This window comes from Paenibacillus sp. Y951, from assembly GCF_056786395.1.
Window position 1 is genome coordinate 1 of record NZ_JBXCIY010000055.1, and the last position, 2,593, is coordinate 2,593.

The window sequence follows — 2,593 nt, forward strand, 5'->3', positions numbered from 1 at the left end:
TCCGATCTACCTTCCCGTTGGCCGTCAACGGAATGCGCTCCACTTCTACTACATACGACGGTACCATGTACTCTGGCAGACTACGCTTCAAATGCGAACGCAATTCAGAGGCATCGAATGCTCCGCTGCTCACCACGTACGCACATAGGTAAGCTTCGTCATGCTCGTCTTTTCGAGCCACGACCACTGCTTCCTTCACGTCCGTGTGCTGCAGCAGACCGTGCACAATTTCGCCGGTCTCAATCCGGTACCCCCGAATTTTCACTTGCTCGTCAATGCGACCCAGGTAATCCAGATTCCCATCAGGCAGCCATCTTGCAAGGTCTCCCGTACGATACATTCGCTCACCTAGTTCAAACGGGTTGTCCACAAACTTCTCCGCCGTTAGCTCTGGACGATTCAAATATCCGCGAGCCAACCCATCTCCCGCGATGCACAGCTCTCCTGGCACCCCGATCGGCTGTAGCCTGTTCAAACGGTCGATGACATACGTACGAACGTTTGGCAATGGTTTACCGATTCCTACCTTCTCTGTAAGTCGCGTAACCGACTCTTGAGTTGCATAGATCGTGGCCTCTGTCGGTCCATAGATGTTCTCGATTCGGGCGTGCGGCCACTGCTCGCAAGCTCGCCGAGCCATCTCCGTCGGGAACGCTTCGCCCGCGATAAACAGGTACTGTAGCGATGGAACGGCTTCACCGCTAGTTTTCGCCTTCGCCATGAACAGCTGTAGCATAGAAGGTACGAAGTTGAGGTGCGTCACCTGTTCATCCACAGTGATGCGAAGCAGTTCCTCTGGATCTCTCTCAGCGCCTGGTGCCGCCACAACCACTTTCCCTCCGCCAAGTATCCAGCCGAACAGTTCCGTTAATGAAACATCAAACGTATAGGCTGTCTTCAGCAAATATGCGTCTTCTTCCCCGCAAGGATATTTGTTGTGCAGCGCAACCATCACATTCGTTAAGCTGCTATGTTCGACCATGACCCCTTTTGGCTGTCCCGTCGATCCCGACGTGTAAATCGCGTACGCCAGATCGCTTGGTCCACTTGCTGCTGGCAGGTTCGAAGTCTCGCACGCATATAGTGAAACATCCGCCAAGTTCAGCACGGTGTCCTCGTAATCTTGTGGTACTTCTGCGTCTCCGTATATAAGCAGAAGTTCGGTGCCGCTGTCTTTCAGCATGTACGCGATCCGTTCCGCTGGGTACGTCGGATCAATTGGTAAGTATGCACCACCAGCCTTCAGAATCGCCAGAATCCCCACGATCATCTCCATCGAGCGATCTGCCAGAATCCCCACGATCTCGTTGGTTCCAACGCCGCGTGTCCGCAAGGCATGCGCCAGTTGGTTCGCCCTCGTGTTTAGTTCGCCATACGTCAGTCGCACAGAATCGAAGACGATTGCCTCAGCTTCTGGTGTCCGCTTCGCCTGCTCCTCAAACAGCGCGTGGATCGTCTTGTCCTTCGGATACTCCGCCTTCGTATCGTTGAACGTCTCTAGTAGTTGATGATTCTCTTCTTCCCCAACCAGTTCGATCTCGTCCAGCCACATGTCTGGCGTTTCTACGATCTGCTCCACGATTGCCGTTAGATGCTCGGCCATTCGCTCAACCGTTTCCTTCTTGAACAGCGCCGTACTGTATTCCCAATCGAAATACAGCCGCCCTTCCTGCTCAACCGCAGCCACGGTCAGGTCGAATTTCGCGATGCTGTTTTCCTGCGGATACGGCCGAATTGTCAGCCCTTCCGCCTTCCATTCACTCATCTCCATGTTCTGCAGCACCAGCATCGTATCGAACAGCGGATTGCGACTCGTATCCCGCCGTACCTCTGCCTTCTCCACCAGTTCCTCGAACGGATAGTCTTGATTTTCCATCGTGTCTAGAACCAAAGCCTTCACTTCTGCTAAGTACGCCTCGAACCGTTTGCTTCCCGCTGGGCGGCTGCGCATCGCCAGCGTGTTAACGAACATTCCGATCATCCGTTCCGCATCTGGGTGCCTTCTACCTGCCACTGGGGAACCCACAACCACATCCTCTTGTCCCGCATAGCGAGACAGCAACACTCCGTACGCCGCCAAGAGCGCCATGTACAGCGTAACGCCTTGCTTCGCACACAGCTGCTTCAGCCTTTTCGTTACATACTCATTCCATACTTGACCAGCGTGGTCCCCTTCAAAACTGCGGACCGCTGGTCGCACATTATCCGTCGGCAGCTGTAGCACGGGGGCTGCTTCCTCGAACACCTGCAGCCAGTACTGCTCCTGTGCTTGGTACGACTCGCCCTGCATCTTCTCACGCAGCCATACCGCATAATCTTTATAGTGAATCGCAAGCGGCGCCAGTTGCTCACCCCCATACAATCGTGTGAATTCCTCTACAAACACGTCCATCGACGTGCCATCCGAGACGATATGGTGCATGTCCAGCAGTAGCACGTGACGCTCTTCTTCCAGGCGGATCAGACCAGCTCGCAAGAGCGGCGCCTCGCCCAGATCAAACGGACGCACGAACGCCTTCACCCGCGCTTCCACTTCTTCCTCTAGGCTCGCGATCTCCGCCTTCGTATCGTTGAACGTCTCCATTACTTCAAA

1 protein-coding gene is annotated in these 2,593 nt (G+C 54.6%); it reads right to left on the reverse strand.

All coding sequences use genetic code 11. From position 1 onward, the window contains the following. On the reverse strand, window positions 1-2,593 hold a 2,593-nt coding region (locus AC1TPB_RS24695; RefSeq protein WP_482078923.1), incomplete at both ends, for a non-ribosomal peptide synthetase.